This is a genomic window from Dechloromonas agitata is5, from assembly GCF_000519045.1.
In the GTDB taxonomy this organism is placed as follows: domain Bacteria; phylum Pseudomonadota; class Gammaproteobacteria; order Burkholderiales; family Rhodocyclaceae; genus Azonexus; species Azonexus agitatus.
The window spans coordinates 2,285,567-2,303,879 of record NZ_KI912532.1 but is presented as its reverse complement, the minus strand read 5'-3'; the positions used below and the strand labels follow the sequence as shown (position 1 = coordinate 2,303,879).

The 18,313-nt window shown below is 61.5% G+C and carries 20 protein-coding genes; 14 read left to right on the top strand and 6 right to left on the bottom strand.

Annotation, left to right across the window (positions count from 1 at the left end; genetic code table 11):
- Positions 1-4: 4 nt before the first annotated feature.
- From dnaQ to K420_RS0111195, 4 genes are read left to right on the top strand one after another with little or no spacing between them, the layout of a single operon-like run.
- Complete coding sequence (gene dnaQ, locus K420_RS0111210) at positions 5-721, top strand: DNA polymerase III subunit epsilon (RefSeq protein WP_027458147.1); 717 nt, start codon at positions 5-7, stop codon at positions 719-721.
- A 7-nt stretch (positions 722-728) separates the two neighbouring features.
- Positions 729-1,613 (top strand): esterase/lipase family protein, encoded by an 885-nt coding sequence (locus K420_RS0111205; RefSeq protein ID WP_027458146.1) that lies wholly within the window; start codon positions 729-731, stop codon positions 1,611-1,613.
- Positions 1,610-2,914: a M18 family aminopeptidase gene (locus K420_RS0111200; protein ID WP_027458145.1), complete on the top strand. Its 1,305-nt coding sequence runs from the start codon at positions 1,610-1,612 to the stop codon at positions 2,912-2,914. The genes K420_RS0111205 and K420_RS0111200 overlap by 4 nt, the downstream gene beginning before the upstream one ends.
- Position 2,915: 1 nt before the next feature.
- Positions 2,916-3,464, top strand: a complete 549-nt coding sequence (locus K420_RS0111195; protein ID WP_027458144.1) for a methyltransferase family protein — start codon at positions 2,916-2,918, stop codon at positions 3,462-3,464.
- Here K420_RS0111195 and K420_RS0111190 read toward each other — a convergent pair.
- Both K420_RS0111190 and K420_RS0111185 read right to left on the bottom strand, forming a co-directional pair.
- Positions 3,456-3,791, bottom strand: coding sequence for a hypothetical protein (locus tag K420_RS0111190; RefSeq protein WP_027458143.1), 336 nt, complete (start codon positions 3,789-3,791; stop codon positions 3,456-3,458). The two genes, K420_RS0111195 and K420_RS0111190, sit on opposite strands and share 9 nt — an antisense overlap.
- Positions 3,788-4,450, bottom strand: a complete 663-nt coding sequence (locus K420_RS0111185) for a c-type cytochrome (protein WP_035854749.1) — start codon at positions 4,448-4,450, stop codon at positions 3,788-3,790. Before K420_RS0111185 ends, K420_RS0111190 begins: the two co-directional genes overlap by 4 nt.
- 84 nt (positions 4,451-4,534) lie before the next feature.
- Here K420_RS0111185 and K420_RS0111180 point away from each other — a divergent pair, with 84 nt between their 5' ends.
- Together K420_RS0111180 and K420_RS0111175 are read left to right on the top strand one after the other, a co-directional pair.
- Positions 4,535-5,794 (top strand): ATP-binding protein, encoded by a 1,260-nt coding sequence (locus K420_RS0111180; RefSeq protein ID WP_084019632.1) that lies wholly within the window; start codon positions 4,535-4,537, stop codon positions 5,792-5,794.
- Positions 5,791-6,324 carry a response regulator transcription factor gene (locus K420_RS0111175; RefSeq protein ID WP_027458140.1) on the top strand — a complete coding sequence of 178 codons (534 nt, stop codon included), beginning with the start codon at positions 5,791-5,793 and terminating at the stop codon, positions 6,322-6,324. The genes K420_RS0111180 and K420_RS0111175 overlap by 4 nt, the downstream gene beginning before the upstream one ends.
- Positions 6,325-6,345: 21 nt before the next feature.
- Here K420_RS0111175 and K420_RS0111170 read toward each other — a convergent pair whose 3' ends face one another.
- From K420_RS0111170 to K420_RS18795, 4 genes are all read right to left on the bottom strand, one after another.
- The gene (locus K420_RS0111170; RefSeq protein WP_027458139.1) at positions 6,346-7,614 is read right to left on the bottom strand and encodes a putative Na+/H+ antiporter; all 1,269 of its coding nucleotides are present in this window, start codon (positions 7,612-7,614) and stop codon (positions 6,346-6,348) included.
- Positions 7,615-7,758: 144 nt separating this feature from the next.
- Complete coding sequence (locus K420_RS0111165) at positions 7,759-8,223, bottom strand: copper chaperone PCu(A)C (protein WP_027458138.1); 465 nt, start codon at positions 8,221-8,223, stop codon at positions 7,759-7,761.
- Positions 8,224-8,237: 14 nt separating this feature from the next.
- The gene (locus K420_RS0111160; RefSeq protein WP_027458137.1) at positions 8,238-8,840 is read right to left on the bottom strand and encodes an SCO family protein; all 603 of its coding nucleotides are present in this window, start codon (positions 8,838-8,840) and stop codon (positions 8,238-8,240) included.
- A complete protein-coding gene (locus K420_RS18795; RefSeq protein ID WP_035854748.1) occupies positions 8,840-9,292 on the bottom strand; it encodes a hypothetical protein in 453 nt (150 codons plus the stop codon). The genes K420_RS0111160 and K420_RS18795 overlap by 1 nt, the downstream gene beginning before the upstream one ends.
- Positions 9,293-9,504: 212 nt before the next feature.
- Here K420_RS18795 and nosZ point away from each other — a divergent pair, with 212 nt between their 5' ends.
- From nosZ to K420_RS0111115, 8 genes are all read left to right on the top strand, one after another.
- The gene (gene nosZ, locus K420_RS0111150) at positions 9,505-11,787 is read left to right on the top strand and encodes a Sec-dependent nitrous-oxide reductase (protein WP_027458136.1); all 2,283 of its coding nucleotides are present in this window, start codon (positions 9,505-9,507) and stop codon (positions 11,785-11,787) included.
- Between the two features lie 91 nt (positions 11,788-11,878).
- Positions 11,879-12,187 (top strand): c-type cytochrome, encoded by a 309-nt coding sequence (locus tag K420_RS0111145; protein WP_027458135.1) that lies wholly within the window; start codon positions 11,879-11,881, stop codon positions 12,185-12,187.
- A gap of 111 nt (positions 12,188-12,298) precedes the next feature.
- Positions 12,299-13,021 (top strand): c-type cytochrome, encoded by a 723-nt coding sequence (locus K420_RS0111140; RefSeq protein WP_027458134.1) that lies wholly within the window; start codon positions 12,299-12,301, stop codon positions 13,019-13,021.
- Between the two features lie 93 nt (positions 13,022-13,114).
- On the top strand, positions 13,115-14,089 hold the full coding sequence (locus K420_RS0111135; RefSeq protein ID WP_035854747.1) for a hypothetical protein: 975 nt from the start codon (positions 13,115-13,117) through the stop codon (positions 14,087-14,089).
- A 5-nt stretch (positions 14,090-14,094) separates the two neighbouring features.
- On the top strand, positions 14,095-15,459 hold the full coding sequence (gene nosD / locus K420_RS0111130) for a nitrous oxide reductase family maturation protein NosD (RefSeq protein ID WP_035854745.1): 1,365 nt from the start codon (positions 14,095-14,097) through the stop codon (positions 15,457-15,459).
- Complete coding sequence (locus K420_RS0111125; protein ID WP_027458131.1) at positions 15,456-16,316, top strand: 4Fe-4S dicluster domain-containing protein; 861 nt, start codon at positions 15,456-15,458, stop codon at positions 16,314-16,316. The genes nosD and K420_RS0111125 overlap by 4 nt, the downstream gene beginning before the upstream one ends.
- A complete protein-coding gene (locus K420_RS0111120; protein ID WP_027458130.1) occupies positions 16,313-17,290 on the top strand; it encodes a NapH/MauN family ferredoxin-type protein in 978 nt (325 codons plus the stop codon). Before K420_RS0111125 ends, K420_RS0111120 begins: the two co-directional genes overlap by 4 nt.
- 166 nt (positions 17,291-17,456) lie before the next feature.
- Positions 17,457-18,311, top strand: a complete 855-nt coding sequence (locus K420_RS0111115; RefSeq protein WP_027458129.1) for an ABC transporter ATP-binding protein — start codon at positions 17,457-17,459, stop codon at positions 18,309-18,311.
- The last annotated feature ends 2 nt before the right edge of the window (positions 18,312-18,313 follow it).

The following is an 18,313-nucleotide window of genomic DNA, read 5'->3' as shown; positions in this document are numbered from 1 at the left end:
CATCATGCGCCAGATCGTCCTCGATACGGAAACCACCGGTCTCGACCCGCGCTCGGGTCACCGCATCATCGAAGTCGCCTGCATCGAGATGGAAAACCGCAGGCTGACCGGCCGCCATCTGCACAAGTACATCAATCCGGAACGTGAAATCGACGCCGGCGCCCAGGCGGTGCATGGCATCACACTCGAATTCCTGGCCGACAAGCCGAAGTTCGCCGACATCGTCGACGAATTCCTGGAGTTCATCAGCGGCGCCGAATTGGTCATCCACAACGCCCCGTTCGACATCGGCTTCCTCAATGCCGAGTTGCGCCGCCTCGACCGGGTGCCGGTGGAAACCATCTGCAACGGTGTGACCGACACGCTGAGGATGGCCAAGGAATTGCACCCGGGCAAGCGCAACAGCCTCGATGCGCTGTGCGAGCGCTACGAAATCGACAACTCGACCCGCACCCTGCACGGTGCCCTGCTCGATACCGAATTGCTGGCCGACGTCTTCCTGGCCATGACGCGCGGCCAGAACAGCCTGATGATCGAACCGGACGCTGCACCCCGCCCGAAGATCGGCGCCGATGGCCAGGTCCGGCAGCGCAAGCCGCTGACCGTGCGCCGGGCCAGCGAAGAGGAACTGGCCGAACACGCCAGAAACCTGGCCGGCATCGACAAGGAATCGAAGGGCGCCTGCATCTGGCTGCCCAAGCCGGACGTGGAAGCTGCCTGAGATCGCCATGGTTCCCATTTCCCTCCTGATCTGGCTCGCGCTCGAAATCGCCACTTACCTCTTCATCGGCCGTCAGTTCCTGCATGCCGACTGGCCGGCTGCCCTTGGTGGTGCGTTCGGCGGTCTGCTCGGCATCCGGGCCGGCATCAACGCCATCACCTGGGTCTTCGGCATGGCGCTCGCCTCGCCGGCACCGCGCCTCGGCTTTGCCCGCACCGCCCGCCTGATGTGGGACGAATACCTCGCCTTCCTGCTCACCTTCGTCCTGGTCATTCCCTTCGAGCGTCTGTGGATGCCGGCCGATCGGCTGGCTCCGGGCAAGCAACCGATCCTGCTGGTGCACGGTTACGGCTGCAGCCGCGGTGTCTGGTGGCTGCTCCGCCGCCGCCTCGAAGCGGCCGGCCATACGGTGGCCAGTGTCAGCCTGGCGCCCCCCTACATCAGTCTCGGCCGCCTGGAACCCCTGCTCAACCAGCGTATCGAGGAAGTCTGCGCTGCCACCGGCAGCCGGCAGGTCACCCTGATCTGTCACAGCATGGGCGGCCTGATCGCCCGTTGCTACCTGGCCCGTCATGGCCGGGACCGGGTCGCCCGCCTGATCACGCTGGCGACGCCGCACATGGGGAGCGACCTCAGCCGGATCGGTTTCGGCCAGAACTCCCGCGAGATGACGACCGGCTCCCTGTGGCTGCAGGACATGGCGGCCGAGCGGCTGGCGGTACCTGCCGTCAGCCTGCGCAACGCCTACGACAACTACGTCATGCCGCAGGACAACCAGCGCCTGCCCGGCGCCCAGGATATTGAACTGCCGCCGGTCGGCCATCTCGCCATGCTTTATGATGTGCGCATTGCCCGTCTGCTGATCGAATTGCTGCAACAGAAAACATCATGAAGATTTCCGATACCACCCGCCGCCAGGTCGAGAACCTGCTCGACTTCATCGACGCCAGCCCAAGCCCGTGGCATGCCGTCGCCACCTGCGAGGAACACCTGCAGGCTGCGGGTTTCTCCCGGCTCGACGAAACCGAACGCTGGTCGCTGCAAGCCGGCGACCAGCGCTACGTCGTGCGCGGCGGCTCGGCAATCATTGCCTTCATCGTCGGCCGCCAGCCATTGACCGAAGCCGGCCTGCGCCTGATCGGTGCCCACACCGACTCGCCGGGCCTGCGCATCAAGCCGAGGCCGGCCGAGGAAGCCGGCGGCGTGGTGCGGCTCGGCGTCGAGGTCTATGGTGGCCCCATCCTCGCCACCTTTGCTGACCGCGACCTGTCGCTGGCCGGCCGTGTCAATATCCGGACCGCCGATGGCTTCGCCACCCGCCTGACCCGCTTTGCCGACCCGCTGCTCCGCCTGCCCAACCTGGCCATCCACATGAACCGCGAGGTTAACGAAAACGGCCTGAAGTTCAACAAGCAAACCGAATTGCCCTTGCTGCTGGGCATTACCGAGGACGGGGAAAAAGCCGAGATGCGCTTCCGCCGCCCCATCGCCGATGCGCTCGGCGTCGATCCGGCCGACCTGCTGACCTGGGAACTGAACGCCTACGACACACAAAAAGGTACGCTGTGGGGCGCCAACCGCGAGTTCATCGCCGACAGTCAACTCGACAACCTGGCCTCCTGCCACGCCGCGCTGAGCGCCCTGCTTGCGGCCGGGCAACCCGGTGCCACCTGCCTGTGCGCCTTCTTCGACCACGAGGAAGTGGGCAGCGAAAGCGCCGCCGGCGCCGGCGGCAGCTTCGTGTCCGACGTAATCGCCCGGCTCGCCGGCAACGCCGGACTGGATGCGGAAGACCAGCGCCGCATGCTGGCGCGCAGCTTCTTCATCAGCGCCGACATGGCGCACGGCTGGCACCCGAACTTTCCGGCCGCCTACGAGCCCTGCCACCATGCGCTAGTCAATGCCGGCCCGGTGATCAAGAGCAACGCCAACCAGCGCTACAGCACCAATGCTGAAACGGCGGCCCGTTTCATGGCACTCTGCGACAAGGCCGGCGTACCCTGCCAGCAATACGCCCACCGCACCGACCTCGGCTGTGGCAGCACGATCGGCCCCATCGTCGCGGCGCGCCTCGGCATACCGAGCGTGGACGTCGGCTCGCCGATGTGGGCCATGCACAGCATCCGCGAGAGTGCCGGCGTGCTCGACCACGGCTACATGATCGCCGCCCTGAGCGCCGCCTTTGCCGATTGACATGAGCGACCTGCACCTGTTCATTGCCGGGTCGCTCGTACTCGTCTGGTGGTCGCGCAAACCACTCAGCAAGCCGGGCAGCCACGGTTTCTACCGCTTTTTTGCCTGGGAGGCGATTCTCGGCCTGCTGACCCTCAACCATGCGGTCTGGGGCACCGACCCCTATTCGCCGCACCAGTTCACCTCCTGGCTGCTGATGCTGACCAGCATCGCCCTGGTCATCCTCGGCGTCTCGACACTGAAACGCGACGGCGCCCCGGACGCCCGGCGGGACGACCGTTCCTTCTATGAATTCGAGAAAACGACCCAGCTGGTATCGCACGGGATTTTCGGCTACATCCGCCACCCGATGTATGCCTCGCTACTGGCGCTGGCCTGGGGCGCCTACTTCCAGGACCCCAGCCTGCCCGGCACGCTACTGGCGCTGAGCGCCTCCGTCGCCCTGTGGCTGACCGCCACGACCGACGAACGGGAATGCCTGGCCTATTTTGGCCCGGAGTACGCTGCCTACATGCAGCGTACCAAGCGCTTCATCCCCTTCCTACTCTGACGGGGTCTTCGTCCCCATCATCTCGTTGCAGGTCGCCCGGCCGAAAGCCTCGGCCTTCTTCGGGCTGGAAATCTGCGGCTCCTCGTAGATGCGCTTGATGATGAAGTTGGTGATGCGCGGCCCGTCGCTGCCATCCTCCTCGAACAGCTTCATCGGGCGGCCACGGTCGCGATTGTAGAAAGCCTGCAAGGCATGGTCACGTACCCGCTCGCAGAAGCGGATCTTCTGGGCATCCGGCATGCTGTCGTCGATCGGCGCCGGATGGCCATGCGCCCAGGCACCGGAGGTCGTCAGCAGGGTCAGCAGGAGAAGCGGTAAGCGTTTCATTTGTTCGTGTCCTGAATCGAGGTGAGATAGGCCAGGATATCCTGGATGTCCTGCGCCTTGAGGCCGTTGAGCACGCCAACAGTGCCTTCCTCGTCATGCGGGCGGTCGCCCTTCAGGTACAGGTCCACCTGGCGCTGCAGGTAATTGGTGTATTGCCCGACGAGCATCGGGAACATGCCCCGCCCCTTGCCCGCCTTGCCGTGGCAGGCGGCACACTGCTTCTGGAACAACTTCTCGCCATTCGCCAGGTCGCCTTCGGCACGGGGGATGATCATCACCCGGTCGGCCATCTGCAGACGGGTCAGGGCGTCCTCGTTGCCGGTATAGGTCGGCATCTTGGTGTCGAGTTCGACACCGGCCAGATACGCCGAGATATCCTTGATGTCCTCATCGGAAAGCTCGCGCTCCTGCGTGTAGGGGAACATCGGAATATTGATCCGGGTACGTGCCCGGAAATTCTTCAGCTGGCTTTCCAGATACTTCACCTGCTGGCCCGCGATGCGCGGATATTCGCCCTTCTTGCCACCCTGGCCATTATCGCCATGGCAGGCGGCACAGGTACCGTTGATTTCCTTGCCCTTTTCAAGATCGGCAGCAAACGTCATGCCGCCCCACAGCAGGGCAGCCACCAAAACCGGAACACGCACGGACAGCAACATACCAAGACTCCTCATTGTACTGCGGCGAATTGTCGCATCTTCAGGGCGCTCAGAAATTGACCCAAATCACGCATAATTCGGGCCATGGCAATTACAGCGTGTACCGAAGAAAGTATCGACCATCTGGCCAACCTGCGCCGCCTGGTCGTATGGCGCTGGTTCGTGCTGGCCGTCCTGGCCCTTCTCATCCTGATCGTACCGGCCATTCTGGATATCCCGGTACCACAGGCCCCGCTGCTCGGCATCATTGCCGTCGCCACCCTCTTCAACGCACTGGCCCAGTGGCGCGTCATCCACAGCCAGTCAGCCAGCACGGCCGAGCTTTTCACGCAGTTGCTGTTCGACATCGGCGCCTTTTCCGCCATCGTCTTTTTCAGCGGCGGCGCCACCAACCCGCTGGTCTCGCTGCTCCTGCCACCGGTCGCCGTTGCCGCCCTGACCCTGCCAGCCCGCTGCGTCGCGATCATCAGCGCCATGGCCATCGTCGCCTACTCGGTGCTGATGGTTTATTTCATTCCCCTGCAGATGAACGATGCGACACGCGCCACCCGCCTGCACCTGATCGGCATGTGGCTGATCTTCGTCCTCTCGGCGGCGATCATCAGCTGGATCATTGTCCGCATGACCACCCAGATTCGCGAGCGCGATGCCGAACTGGCCGCGACCCGCGAACAGGCCCTTCGCGACGAACGCATCATGGCAATGGGTACGCTCGCCGCCGGCGCCGCCCACGAACTCGGCACCCCGCTCGGCACCATGGCCCTGCTCGCCGGCGAACTGGCCAACGACCCGGCCCTGTCCGCTACCGCCCGCGAGGATATCGCCCTGCTCCGCCAGCAAATTGGCGTCTGCAAGCAGATCATTACCGGCCTGTCGCGCCGTGCCGGCGCCGAGCGACTGGAAAATGCCGCGTCGCTGCCCGCTGACCGCTGGCTGGAAAACCTGCGCCAGCACTGGCATGCCGCCCGCCCCCAGGCGAACAGCCGCCTGGTCGTGACCAGCGACGGCGAAGCTCCAGACATCGTGGCCGACCCGCGCCTCGAACAAGCCGTTCTCAACCTGCTGAACAACGCCGCCAACGCCACACCCAGGCCCATGGAAATCCGCCTGGGCTGGTGCAGCGACGAGCTCTGCATCGACATCCGTGACCGCGGCCCCGGTTTTCCGCCGGACGTCCTCAGTCTGGGTGGCCAGCGCAGTTTCCCGGCCCACGAACGCGGCAGCGGCGTCGGCCTGATCCTGACCCGCACCGCCATCGAGCAACTGGGCGGCCGACTATCCCTGCTCAATCCGGACGATGGCGGCGCCATCGCCCGCATCGAATTGCCGAGAGCGAAAACATGAATCCATCAACCCTCGTCATCGACGACGATCCCAGTTTCAACGCGATTCTCGTCCGCACGCTGACCCGCCACGGCCATGAAGCGGTGGGCGTACAGGATGCCGGCAACGCACTCGACCAAGCCCGCGAGCTCAAGCCGGAACGCGTCATCCTCGATCTCAACCTGAATGGCAGCTCCGGACTGGCCCTCATTCCGCAGCTGCTGGACATCATTCCCGACTGCCGCATTGTCGTCCTGACTGGCTACGCCAGCATCGCCACCGCCGTCGATGCGGTGAAGCTGGGTGCCATCCAGTACCTGGCCAAGCCGGTGGAGATCGAGGCCATCCTCTCCGCCTTCGAGGAAGACGCCCATCCCGACAGCGACCTCCCCATTTCGGACGAACCGCTCTCCATCGACCGTCTGGAGTGGGAGCACATCCAGCGCGTGCTGAATGAAAATGACGGCAACATTTCCGCCACGGCACGGGCCCTGAAAATGCACCGCCGCACCTTGCAGCGCAAGCTGTCCAAGCGGCCGGTCAAGAGCTGACAACCAGCTACCCGGAGCCGGTCAAAGCAGCATGAACGCCATGGCCGCCACTGCGGTCGGTGGCAAGGCCGCCAGCAACAGCCGCAAGGGATTGACCGACTCGTCCTCAAAACTCGACTTGAGGATCGCTACGCCAGCCGGGTTCGGCGCATTGGCGATGATGGTCAGGCCGCCGCCGGTCACCGCACCGGCAACGATGGCATACTGGAAATCGGGGGTCACCCCCTGAACCAGGGACGCCAGGTAGGTCAGCGCCGCATTGTCGGTAATGGCTGTCATGCCAGTCGCCAGGAAAAACAACACGGTCGGCTCGACCCCCAGCAGGGTCTTCTGCAGCCACCATTGCTGCAAGCCCCCCAGCACCACCAGCCCGGCCAGGAAAAAGGCCACCAGCAAGCCCTCGCGCAGGATCAGGCGGTCCTGATAACGCTCATAGGCCTCGACGTACCCAAGAAAGAACAGGAAGAGTCCCATGAAAACCGCCGGGTGGTGAGCGAAAAGCACCACGCCGACCAGAAAAACCAAATGAATGGCGGCAACCGAGAGCGGTACCGGCGTCGCGAGACTTGCCTCGTCGCCGGCCGGCTGGCTGGCCAGCTCGTCACGAAAAAGGGCCGTGCAAAGAGCGGCATTGAACGCGACGGCGAGCATCGCCTTCCAGCCGAAGGTCGCGAACATGAATGGCGTATCCCACTGCCAGGTCGCCGCCACCATGAGGACCGGCGGTGCGCCAAAGCTGGTCAGCGTGCCACCAATCGACACATTGACGAACAGCACGCCGAGCGTCGCATACTTGAAGCGCGTCGACAGTCCGCTGCCAAAATAGCGGTCGCGCAACATCAGGGCCGCCAGGGTCATCGCCGCCGGCTCCGTGATGAATGAGCCGAGCAGCGGAATCAGCGACAGGCAAAAGCAATAGATGACCAGCGACTGCTGCAGCGGCACCAGGCCGGCCAGTCTGCGCACCGCGACGCCGCAGATTTCGAGCACGGGCCGGCTGGCGGCGATCACCATGATCACGAACACGAACATCGGCTCCGTGAAATTGCGGCTTTCCATGTAATCGACCGCATCTGTCTTCCCCGTCAGGCCGATCAGCACGGCCACCAGGACGAAGGCCCAGAAACCGAAGACCACCTCCACCTCGCCCAGCAAGTGCCACAAGCCTGCATGCCGGGGCTGCAGATGGGCAAGGCGTGCGAACAGGCCGGTCGAAAAGGTGTGCACCACAGCCAGCCCGAACACAACGGCTGCGACAATTTCCGGGGTCGAAATGCTGCCTGGATTCATACCGGGATCATCAAAGGGAATCGGATGCCAAGCCTAACACAGGCAATCCCGGTAGCCAGGGCAGCGTGCCGCAACGCAACCTCAGGAATGACAAGGGCCGCCACGTGACTGTCACGCGGCGGCCCTGGTCGAAAGAGGAACGACTCAGTGCTTGTGTTCGCCCATCGGCATACCGGCGGCCATCGGACGCACCACCTTGGCATCGACCTGCTTGCTGCTGCCATCATCGAAGGTCAGGGTGATCGGCACGACATCCCCTTCCTTCATCGGCGCCTTGAGGTCGATCAGCATGACATGCAGGCCGCCCGGCTTGAGCACGGCCTCACCCTTGGCCTTGATGTCGATGGCCTGAACCGGGCGCATCTTCATCACGCCGCCTTCGTTCAGATGGGTGTGCAACTCCGTCACCTTCGAAACCGGGTTGGCCGCCTTGACCACCTTGATGTCCTTGTCGCCATTGTTCTTGATCACCATGAATGCGCCGGTCGCCGGCGCATTGGGCGGCGCCAGGCGGACATAGGGGTCCTGCACGGCGACATTGTCGGCGGCACCCGCGAGCACACCCGCGGAAAAGAGCAAACCGGCAGCAAACAGCGATAGCTTCTTCATGAATTCCTACTCCTTCAGGGTTGGTTCAAATACTTGCGAATGGCGTGGGCAACCTGGTCCGGTGGCGTCGCATGGGCAATCTTGGCAACCACCGCACCATCCGGTGCGATGATGAATGTATCTGAGGAATGATCGACAACATAGCCGCCACCCGCCGTTTCCACCTTCTGTTCCGCATAGATCACGCCATAACGTCGGGCAACCTCGGCAATGACCTCGGCGCTGCCCGTCACGCCAACAATGGCGGGATGAAAGAAGGCCACGTATTCCTTCAAGCGCTCGGGCGTATCGCGCTTCGGGTCGACCGACACGAAGATCATCGCCACGGCAGCCTGCTCCTCCGGTGTCAGTTGTTTCAATCCCTCGGCGGCAGCTGCCAGGGAAGTCGGACAAATATCAGGGCAATAGGTGTAGCCGAAATAGAGCAGCACCAGCTTGCCCCGATAATCCGCCAGGGAAACAGGGCCGCCGGCCGACTGCAAGGTGAAATCGCCCCCCGCCACGAGCGGCGCCCTGGGGAGCGCTCGTTCGGGCATCTCCGGCTGCCAGAACAGGGCCAGACCGGCAATGACGAAGGCCAGCACGACGGCGGCCAGACCCAGCAAACGCTCAACCATTATTCATGCTCTCCCGTGGTAAAGCGGAATGGTACGGCAATCCGCTCGCTCCCCGCCTCGATCAGCACGGTCGCCTGCCAGTCCATCTGGCCGGTGATACAGACCGGCAAGGTCGCCTCGCCGACGAATCGCCCCTCGCCGCTTTCCTGCAATTCCGGCCGGTTATATCCCATATTCATTTCAACGCCGGCAAAATCCACTGCAATCCGTGCCGGCTGAAGTCCCTTTGCCACCACCTGCACCGCAAAGGGCTTGACTAGCGGTACCGGACGGGCACCGAGCGACAACTCGATGGTTCCGCCGGAAGGCAGCGTTGCCGGGCACACCTGTTTCTGCAGATTGCAGGCCGGATCGGGCAGAACGGTCAGGTCGGCCTTCGGCAACAGGATCGGCGATATCTTGTAACCGATAACCACGACCAGAGCGATCAGTTCGAGACCGATCAAATCCATCAGTATTTTTCTATTCACGAGACAGCACCGGGGCTCGGGACCATTGGGGAGCGCGCATTTTCGCCGATATCGCCCAATGAAATTTAACAAAGATCAATTCTTTACCACTGAGCGGCGCTTACAGTGTGCGGCATATTGTCGCAGCGACACTATGACGCATGCGACGATGGGGGAAATGGAAGTTCTAACTTCTTGATTTGGGAGAAATAGATATGAGTAAGTTCGCAGTGAAAACCACCGCGCTGCTGCTGGCCCTCGGCTTTGCCGGTACGGCAATGTCCGCCGAATCCCTGCAGGACGTGATGAAGCGTCGCAACCTGAGCCAGCAGGATCTGCTGGCCGCGGCCAAGACCTACGTTCCGACCGGCAAGCGCGATGAATTCATCGCTTTCAGCTCCGGCGGCCAGTCCGGCCAGGTCATCGTGTATGGCATTCCGTCCATGCGCATCCTGAAATACATCGGTGTCTTCACCCCGGAACCGTGGCAAGGCTACGGCTTCGACGAAAACTCCAAGTCCGTCCTCAAGCAGGGCTGGATCGATGGCAAGGAAATCACCTGGGGCGACACGCACCACCCGGCCATCTCCGAAACCCAGGGCAAGTATGACGGCCAGTTCCTGTTCATCAACGACAAGGCCAACCCGCGCCTCGCCGTGATCGACCTGCGTGACTTCGAAACCAAGCAGATCGTCATCAACCCGATCTACAAGTCGGAACACGGTGGCGCCTTCGTCACCCCGAATACCGAATACGTCATCGAAGCCGCCCAGTACGCTGCCCCGCTGGAAAACAAGAAGTTCTACCCGCTGGAAGACTTCAACGAGAAGTACCGCGGTGGCGTGACCTACTGGAAGTTCGACCGCAAGGAAGGCCGTATCGACCCGAAGGAATCCTTCTCCGTCGAACTGCCGCCGTACTCGCAGGACTTGTCCGACGCCGGCAAGGGCCCGTCTGACGGCTGGTCCTTCACCAACTCCTTCTGTACCGAGCGCTACGTCGGTGGTATCGAAAAGGGCCGTCCGCCGTATGAAGCCGGTTGCTCCGCCAAGGACACCGACTACCTGCACGTGATCAACTGGAAGAAGGCTGCCGAACTGGTCGCCGCTGGCAAGGCCAAGGTCATCAACGGCCACAAGGTCCTGCCGATGGATGTCGCCGTCAAGGAAGGCATCCTGTTCCTGATCCCCGAGCCGAAGTCGCCGCACGGCGTCGACGTCACCCCGGATGGCAAGTTCATCACCGTCTCCGGCAAGCTGGACACCCACGTCTCCGTCTATTCCTTCGAGAAGATTCAGGCCGCCATCAAGGCCGGCAAGTTCGAATCCAAGGACCCGTACGGCATTCCGGTCGTCGGCATGAAGGATGCGCTGCACACCCAGGTTCAACTGGGTCTCGGCCCCCTCCACACCCAGTACGACTCGAAGAAGTGCGTCGCCTACACCTCCCTGTATGTCGACTCGCAGGTCGTCAAGTGGGATCACTGCGAAGGCAAGGTTCTCGACAAGATCTCGGTGCACTACAACATCGGTCACCTGATGACCATGGAAGGTGACTCCATGGATCCGAAGGGCCGCTATCTGGTCGCCCTGAACAAGCTGTCGATCGACCGCTTCAACCCGGTTGGCCCGCTGCATCCGCAGAACCACCAGTTGATCGACATCACCAACGACAAGATGCAACTGCTGTACGACATGCCGCTGCCGCTGGGTGAGCCGCACTACGTCGTGGCCATCGAAGCTTCCAAGCTGAAGCCGGGTGTCCGCTACAAGGTCGGTACCGATTCCCGTACGGACAAGCCGCATCCGGGCGCCGTCCGTGCCGGCGAAGAAGTGACGACCAAGAAGGGCAACAAGATCGAGGTCAAGGGTACGTTGATCCGCTCGCACATCACGCCGGAAACCATCGAGGCGGAAGTGGGCGACGAAATCACCATCCACCTGACCAACCTCGAGCGTGCCCAGGACGAAACCCACGGCTTCACCGTGTCGACCTACAACGTCCATGCGTCGGTCGAGCCGGGCAAGACCGTCACGGTCAAGTTCAAGGCTGACAAGGAAGGCGTCTATCCGTACTACTGCACGGAATTCTGCTCGGCGCTGCACCTTGAAATGCAGGGTTACCTGCTGGTCAAGCCGAAGGGCTGGAAGCCGACCAAGACCGCCGAAGCCAAGGCCAACTACACCGAAACCGACTACAAGAACACCTTGAAGAAGGTTGCGGATACCCAGGCCGTCATCGACTCCGTCGTTGGCTTCATCACCAGCCACAACTTCAAGGACTTCCCGGATGTGGTCAACATGGTTGATGATGCAACCGACCAGTTGAACAAGGCCAAGGATGCCAAGGCCAAGCACGAAGCCGCTGCCGCCAAGAAGGACTGGGACCAGGCCAACCTGTGGGCTGAGCAAGTCTGGCAATACCAGGTCAAGGCTGCCGACATCGGTCTGCGTGCCAAGACCTACCTTGAGCAGAACGGTGCCAAGAAGGTCAAGTAATCCAAGCGCCTGACAGTTTTGATCTGACTTAAGGCATATTGCGGGGAGCAGAATTACTCTGCTCCCCGTTTCACATCAGGAGGGAAATTCCATGAAACTCGTTATGTCTTTGATTGCCGCAGCTCTCGTCGCCTCCCCGGCTTTTGCCGCTCCGGATGGTGCCAAGCTGTACACCGAAAAAACCTGTAACGCCTGCCACGGCCCGAAGGGCGACAAGCCGCTGATGCCGAACTACCCGAAGATCGCCGGCCAGAACGCTGCCTATTCTGAGCAGCAGATGAAGGACATCAAGAGCGGTGCCCGCAACAATGGCCAGACCGCTGCGATGAAGGGCGTCATGCACTTGGTGAACGACGAGGAAATCAAGGCCCTCTCCGAGTACCTCGCCAAGCTCAAGTAATTTGGGAAGCCCTGATCTACAGGGCGTATGACCCATATCAATGAATACTAATATGGCCAAGGTAATAATGGCCATGTTGCACTGGATAACCAGCCCAAAAGGATTCGAAATATGAAAGCATCTCTACTGCTGATTGGCCTGCTCTCCGCCGGTGTCGCTTTCGCCGGCCCCCCCGCTCCGCACCAGCAAGGCATTGAAGGCAAGGACTACAAGTGGAACGCCGAGGGTGGCGAAAAGTCCGAAGCCCTGAACAAGAAGGGCGACAAGAAGAACGGCCAGGAAGCCTATGAAGTCTGTGGCGCCTGCCACCTGCCTTCCGGCGCTGGCCGCCCGGACGGCACCTTCCCGCAGTTGGCTGGCCAGCACACCACCGTGCTGATCAAGCAGATGGCCGACATCCGCGCCGGCCTGCGTGACAACCCGACCATGTACCCGTTCGCCGCCACCCTGACCGACCCGCAGGAACTGGCCGACGTCGCTGCCTACATCGAAAGCCTGTGCATCCCGGTCGAGCACGGTAAGTACGAGGGTGCCGATGCCGCCATCAAGATCGCCCAAGGCAAGGAACTGTATGAAAAGCAGTGCCTGGAGTGCCACGGCAAGAACGGCGAAGGCAAGAAGGACAAGTTCTACCCGGTTATCGCCGGCCAGCACTACAAGTACCTGCTGCGCCAGATGACCGAAATCCGTGACGGTCATCGCCGCAACGCCAACCCGGACATGGTCAAGGTCATCAAGCCTTACACCAATGACCAACTGGTTGCCATCTCGGCTTACCAGGCCAGCCTGACCATGCCGGGCTCGATGTGCAAGCCGACGGCCAAGAAGAAGTAATAAAGCACCTGGCTAGTGCCGCTGCCCGTCCCTGAGACGGGCAGCTTCCCCACCCGGCCATTCGCCGGGCGTAACACGATAGAGAATAGCGACATGGAAAAACAGAACAAAATCATTGGTGGCTTGACCCTGATCTCGCTGATCTGCCTGGTCGCCGCCTACTTTGCCCCGATCTGGTGGGTTTCCCTCACCGCCCCGAACTATCCACCCGATGCCTTCCCCGATGGCATCCGCATCCACTTCCATTTCGATGGTGTCTATAACGGCTGCAAGGCAGCCGGCAAGGGCACCCGCATGGCTAACGAAATCATCCAGAAAGACCTGGCGCACGACGATGAGCGCTACAACCCGGTACTCGACGCCGAGAAAAACGTCGACAAGGGTGCTCAAGGGCTGGATTGCGTGCACGAAATGAACACGATCAACCATTACGTCGGCATGTTCCCGATCGCTACCGGCGCACCGGTCGAAAAGCCGCTGGCCAAGTTCTTCTTCGGTTTCTTCGCCGTGATGATGATCGCCTTTGCAATGACCAAGAAAAAGGCACGCGTCGCGACCCTGGCCGTCGGTTTCGCTGCTGTCGCCGCCTGGGCCATCGTCGACCAGTTCGTCCTCGGCCACCTGGCCAGCCATGTCGACGCCTACATGGCCGAAGCTGGCACCTTCTTCAAGGAACCGGACAAGATCAAGGTGTGGGGTGACAATGTCACGCTGTACTCCAAGGTTGCCATCTTCGGCCTGATCGCCGTCATGGTCGTCGTCGTCGCCGCCACTGCACTGATCCGCCCCTTCCAGCTGCTGCTGGCCCTGGTTCCGGCCCTGCTGCCCCTTTATTTCGTGATCACCTACGCCGGCTGGCTGTGGTTCTTCGGCCACAACCTGCACCCGTGGGGCGCCTTCACCGTGAAGCCCTTCATGCCGACCGTGTTTGGCGAAGGCAAGGTCGCCCAGTTCTCGACCTTCTCCTACCCGTACTGGGGTTATGGCCTGCTGATGGTGATCTTTGTCTGCCTGATTCTGGCCCTTCTCATCCGTCGCAAGCAGTTGCGCGAAGGCCAGGCCGAGTAATTTCCGTGCCACCGCTCAACGCCTTTGCCAAGGCGGGAGTCGCCCTAGCTTCGATTCTCGCCTTATCGACCGGCAACACCGAGCAGCAACTGGGTGCTTCAGCCGATCTGAGCACTGCCCCGCGCGTCACCATCGACCGCCCGAAACCAACGTTCATGCTGATGGAGCGCGACAAGCGCGTCCACGGCCTGAAACCGTTCCAGGATCTGGTCGACAAGGCGCCGCCCGGCAGTATCCTTAAACCCCCGCCGGGTACCTACGCCGGCCCGGTCACCATCGACAAGCCGCTGACCATCGACGGTGGCGGCAAGGTGACCATCGACGCCGGCGACAAGGGTACCGTCATGGTGCTGAACGCAAGTAACGTAGTGATCCGCGGTCTCCGGCTTACTGGTTCCGGCGACTCGCACGACACGGATGACTCCTGCCTCGATGTCCGTGGCCACCACAACCTGATCGAAGACAACGTGGTCGACAACTGTCTGTTCGGTATCGACCTCAAGCAGGTCAACGACAGCACGGTGCGCGGCAACCGGATCAAGTCGAAGGACTTCGAACTGGGTGTACGCGGCGATGGCTTGCGCTTGTGGTACAGCAACAACAACGTGGTCGAGAAGAACGAAATCATCGACTCGCGCGACATGGTTGCCTGGTATTCCCACAGGAATATTTTCCGCGACAACCTGGGCCGACGCAGCCGCTACTCGATCCACTTCATGTTTGCCAACGACAACATCGTCGAACGCAACCAGTTCTACGATAACGCCGTCGGCATCTACTTCATGTACACCGAGGGTGGCGCAGCCCGCCACAACGTGATTTCGCATGCGACCGGCGCAACGGGCATGGGTATCGGCTTCAAGGAAGCCTCCGGTACCCTGATCGAGAATAACGAGATCATTTACTGCGGCATCGGCATCGGCTCGGATCTCTCTCCGTTCCAGCCCGACTCGACGATCGAGATCAAGGGTAACCGCTTTGCCTATAACGGCATCGGCATCCTGTTCAACTCGGAAACCGGCGGCAACAACGTCCGCGATAACGTCTTCGAAGGCAACCTGACCCAGGTGACCTATGGTGGCCGTGGTGACAACAGCAATTCCGCCAAGAATTTCTGGGAAGGTAATTACTGGGACGACTACCAGGGCTTCGATCGTAATGCAGACGGAATCGGCGACCAGATTCACGAAAACTACGCCTATGCCGACCAGATCTGGATCGAGTTGCCGGTTGCCCGCTTCTTCCGCAGCTCCCCAGTCATGGAACTGCTCGACTTCCTGGAACGCCTCGCTCCTTTCTCGACACCGGACCTGGTCCTGCGTGACGAGAAGCCGCGCTTCGTCAAACCTGCCAAGGTGACTCCATCATGAGCGAAGACAATACCGCCAATGGCGACCGCAAGCCGGAAGCCGGCAAGGTTTCCAACGCCAAGAAGCAAACCAACCGCAGGCGTGCCCTGCGCACCATCCTGCTGACCGGCGGTGTGCTGGGAGCGGCCGGCTCCGGCTTCCTGCCGCTGATCTATTCAAAAAAGCATCGCTTGCGTCCGCCGGGTGCGCTCGATGAAAAAGATTTCCTGTCGAGCTGCATCAAATGCGGCCAATGCGTTCAGGTGTGCCCGGTCGAAGCCATCAAGCTGGCCGACCTGGTCGATGGGATGGGCGTTGGGACGCCGTATATCGACGCCCGCGAGCAAGCCTGCGATTTCTCCTGCGATGCCGTGCAGTGCATCCTGGCCTGCCCGACCGGTTCGTTGACTTACCACAAGCCGGCCCACATGACCGTACGGCCCGGTGCCGAACTTTCATCCAAGCCGATTCTGCTGGCCAAGGAAAAGGACGCCGAGCCGACGCTCAACCTGGCCGAACGAATCGGTGTTGCCCGACTGACCCGACCGGAATCCTGCTTGGCCATACAAGGCAAGGGTTTCAAGGGAAGCGCCCGGGGCGCCAACTTCGAAGGCAAGTTGCGCTACATGTCGGTCGACCGCTGGAAGCCGATTCCGGTCAACGACTACAAATACGACCGCGAAGTCTGTGACCTTTGCGAGCAGGCCTGTCCGATCAAGGGTGCGATCACCGTTGAAATGGGCCTGGGCAAGGACGGCAAGATGAAGGGCATTCCCGTCGTTCATGAAGCCTGCGTTGGTTGCGGCGTCTGTGAAATGATCTGCCCGACCGAACCGGCCAGCATCGAAATCATTCCCGGTGAAGGGTGGCGAGCATGAGTGCCTTGTTGAAAAAACGTTTTGTCGACCAGATCAAGGTTCTATTCGGCGCTGATCCGGCCAAGCCGACCAAACCCGAGGACATCAGCCCGGCAGCGCAAACCATCCACTTCTACAAGAAGGGCAACAAGGATTTCAAGCTCCACGCCCAGGCGCATGAGCAGAAAAGCACCAAGTGGCGCAACCGCCGCTGGGCAACGCTGATCTTCGCCAACCTGCTGTTCGTCATCTCCTTCGCCCTCGACATCCAGATCCTCGAAGGCGCCCTGACCGCTTCGCGCTTCGTCGGCTTTCACCTGATCGACCTCAACTCCGCGCTGCAGGTGATGCTCGCCCACAAGCACATCATCAACAACCTGCTGATCGGAACCGGAACGGTGTTAGTGCTCTGGGTACTGCTCGGTGGTCGAACCTTCTGCTCCTGGATTTGCCCCTACCACCTGCTGGCCGAGTGGGCCGAGAAGATTCACCTCTTCCTGGCCAAGAAGAAGCTGGTCACCGACCAGACCATGGATCGTCGCCTGCGTACGGTGTTCTGGGTCATCTTCGCGCTGCTCGCCATCGCCACCGGCTACACGGTGTACGAGGCCATTTCGCCGACCGGCATCGTCTCCCGTGCGCTGATCTACGGCCCGGGGCTGGCCATGCTGTGGGTGCTGGCCCTGCTCTTCTTCGAGGTCTTCTTCTCCCGCCGCGCCTGGTGTCGCTATGCCTGCCCGATCGGTCTGACCTACGGCGTGGTGGGCATCATCTCGCCGGTGCGCATCAAGTACAAGCTGGATGGTTGCTTCCACGAAGGCGATTGCCGCAAGGTCTGTCTCGTTCCGCACGTGCTCGACACCGTGATCAAGGGGCGCGCCATCGAGCCGGAAGTGCCCATCGGCCCGGACTGCACGCGTTGCGGCCTGTGCGTCGACGCCTGCCCCACTGGTTCGCTGACTTTCGAGATCAAGGGCCTGTCCAAGTTGATGTAGTCCTTCAGACGAGACCCCGTGCCGGGACCGTGCCAGCCTCCATGGCGGCATTGTCCAGGCACGGGGAAAAGCCCGATGCGAACAGCTATTCGTGACCATGGCGCCCGTGCGGATTTTTGATCGATATTCAATGTCCGAATCTGCTGCGCCACCTATAATCCGCCCCATGATCCAGTTCAAGCAAGTAGCCAAGACCTTCCGCAAGGCCCGCGTTCTCGACGGCATCAGCCTCGATATCGGCCTCGGCGAACGAGTCGCCCTGATCGGTTCCAATGGTGCCGGCAAGACCACCCTGATTCGCTGCCTGCTCGGCGAATACACCTTCGACGGCAGCGTTGCCATCAATGGTCTCGACCCGCGCAGCAACCGCACCGCCGTCCTCGGCAAGATCGGTTTCGTGCCGCAGTTGCCGCCGCCGCTGAAAATGCCGGTAGGCCAATTGATCGATTTCTCGGCTTCGCTATGCGGCACCGATCCGAAGCGCATCCATGACATCGCGCGCCGTCTCGGCCTCGATGTCGACGCCATCCTGACACGCCAGTTCGTTCGTCTTTCCGGCGGCATGAAGCAGAAATTGCTGATCGCCATCGCGCTGGGACGGGAGGCGCAGGTCCTGGTCATGGATGAACCGGCCGCCAACCTCGATCCCGAGGCCCGCAAGATTTTCTTCGACCTGCTGGCCGAACGCCTGCAGGATACGACGATGATCATCTCCAGCCACCGTCTCGACGAAGTCTCCTCCCTGGTCAACCGGGTCATCGAGATGGACATGGGCAAGGTTGTCCTCGACGACAAGGTGGCCGACGACGTGACCCTGACCGATGTCCTGAATTGCCGGATCGTCCTCAAGCGCTTCGAACCGGCTTTTGCCAAAGCGCTCGATGGCTGGAAAATTTCTGCTGCCGATGCCGATCAGTTGATCTGGACTGGCGAGATCGCCGGGCCTGACCGCTTGCGCTTCCTCGGCATCCTGTCCCGTTATACGGCTCTGGTCGCAGACCTGTCGCTGACCGAGAACTGAGC

Coding starts and splice junctions, on each gene's coding strand:
- K420_RS0111125 (WP_027458131.1), top strand. CDS start 15,456: ATGAGCGAAGACAATACCGCCAATGGCGACCGCAAGCCGGAAGCCGGC.
- K420_RS0111135 (WP_035854747.1), top strand. CDS start 13,115: ATGGAAAAACAGAACAAAATCATTGGTGGCTTGACCCTGATCTCGCTG.
- K420_RS0111195 (WP_027458144.1), top strand. CDS start 2,916: ATGAGCGACCTGCACCTGTTCATTGCCGGGTCGCTCGTACTCGTCTGG.
- dnaQ (WP_027458147.1), top strand. CDS start 5: ATGCGCCAGATCGTCCTCGATACGGAAACCACCGGTCTCGACCCGCGC.
- K420_RS0111180 (WP_084019632.1), top strand. CDS start 4,535: ATGGCAATTACAGCGTGTACCGAAGAAAGTATCGACCATCTGGCCAAC.
- K420_RS0111145 (WP_027458135.1), top strand. CDS start 11,879: ATGAAACTCGTTATGTCTTTGATTGCCGCAGCTCTCGTCGCCTCCCCG.
- K420_RS0111175 (WP_027458140.1), top strand. CDS start 5,791: ATGAATCCATCAACCCTCGTCATCGACGACGATCCCAGTTTCAACGCG.
- K420_RS0111205 (WP_027458146.1), top strand. CDS start 729: ATGGTTCCCATTTCCCTCCTGATCTGGCTCGCGCTCGAAATCGCCACT.
- K420_RS0111165 (WP_027458138.1), bottom strand. CDS start 8,223: ATGAAGAAGCTATCGCTGTTTGCTGCCGGTTTGCTCTTTTCCGCGGGT.
- nosZ (WP_027458136.1), top strand. CDS start 9,505: ATGAGTAAGTTCGCAGTGAAAACCACCGCGCTGCTGCTGGCCCTCGGC.
- K420_RS0111140 (WP_027458134.1), top strand. CDS start 12,299: ATGAAAGCATCTCTACTGCTGATTGGCCTGCTCTCCGCCGGTGTCGCT.
- K420_RS0111190 (WP_027458143.1), bottom strand. CDS start 3,791: ATGAAACGCTTACCGCTTCTCCTGCTGACCCTGCTGACGACCTCCGGT.
- K420_RS18795 (WP_035854748.1), bottom strand. CDS start 9,292: ATGGATTTGATCGGTCTCGAACTGATCGCTCTGGTCGTGGTTATCGGT.
- K420_RS0111120 (WP_027458130.1), top strand. CDS start 16,313: ATGAGTGCCTTGTTGAAAAAACGTTTTGTCGACCAGATCAAGGTTCTA.
- K420_RS0111185 (WP_035854749.1), bottom strand. CDS start 4,450: ATGTTGCTGTCCGTGCGTGTTCCGGTTTTGGTGGCTGCCCTGCTGTGG.
- K420_RS0111200 (WP_027458145.1), top strand. CDS start 1,610: ATGAAGATTTCCGATACCACCCGCCGCCAGGTCGAGAACCTGCTCGAC.
- K420_RS0111115 (WP_027458129.1), top strand. CDS start 17,457: ATGATCCAGTTCAAGCAAGTAGCCAAGACCTTCCGCAAGGCCCGCGTT.
- K420_RS0111170 (WP_027458139.1), bottom strand. CDS start 7,614: ATGAATCCAGGCAGCATTTCGACCCCGGAAATTGTCGCAGCCGTTGTG.
- K420_RS0111160 (WP_027458137.1), bottom strand. CDS start 8,840: ATGGTTGAGCGTTTGCTGGGTCTGGCCGCCGTCGTGCTGGCCTTCGTC.